At 73.6% G+C, this 916-nt stretch carries 1 protein-coding gene; it reads left to right on the forward strand.

All coding sequences use genetic code 11. The features are described 5' to 3' along the window. Positions 1-916, forward strand: a 916-nt coding sequence (locus tag N869_RS15495; protein ID WP_035063172.1) for a serine/threonine-protein kinase, incomplete at both ends; no start/stop codon positions are given.

Genomic DNA, 916 nt, shown 5'->3' on the forward strand with positions numbered 1-916 from the left:
ATGGGTGGGTTCGCGGACGTGTTCCTGTACACCCAGCAGATGCCCCGCAGGTCGGTGGCCGTCAAGGTGCTGCTCGCGGGGCACCTGAGCGACTCCGCCCGCGCCCAGTTCAGGGGCGAGGCCGACCTCATGGCCCGGCTGTCCCACCACCCGTCGATCGTCACCGTTCACCACGCCGACGTCGCCACCGACGGTCGGCCGTACCTGGTGATGGAGTACTGCTCCCGGGCGGGCCTGGGTGAGCGGTACCGCACCGAGCGCATGGGTGTGGCCGAGGTGCTGCGACTGGGTGTGCGACTGGCGTCGGCGGTCGAGACCGCCCACCGGGCCGGCATCCTGCACCGGGACATCAAGCCGGCGAACGTCCTGGTGACGGACTTCGGCTGGCCTGCCCTGACCGACTTCGGCATCGCGGCCACGACGGTGGCCTCGGGGGCGGCCACCGGGATGTCGATCCCGTGGTCACCTCCCGAGCTCCTCGCCGAGGAGCCCCGTGGGGACGAGCGGTCCGACGTGTACTCGCTGGCGGCCACCGTGTACTCCTTGCTGGCGCGGCGGTCCCCGTTCGAGGTGCCGGACGGCTCGAACACCGCGGCCGACCTGATCATGCGCATCGAGCGTGGTCCCCTGACCTCGACGGGCCGGGCGGACGTCCCCGAGACGTTGCACGCCGTTCTGGCCCGGGCCATGGACCGGGTGCCCGCACGCCGCCACCACTCGGCGCTCGCGTTCGCGCGGGCCCTGCAGCAGGTCGAGGCCGAGCTGCGGCTCCCGGCCACCCCGTTGGACCTGCCCGAGGAGGTCACGTCGGACGTGCCGGCCGCGGCCGAGGTCGACGGCCTGCCCGGCGAGCTGGGCGAGGCGACCCGGCTGCGACCCGTCCAGTCGGTGTCCCCCGAGGCCCCCGCACGGCAGG

Origin of the sequence: Cellulomonas bogoriensis 69B4 = DSM 16987 (assembly GCF_000767165.1) — a bacterium.
In the GTDB taxonomy this organism is placed as follows: domain Bacteria; phylum Actinomycetota; class Actinomycetes; order Actinomycetales; family Cellulomonadaceae; genus Actinotalea; species Actinotalea bogoriensis.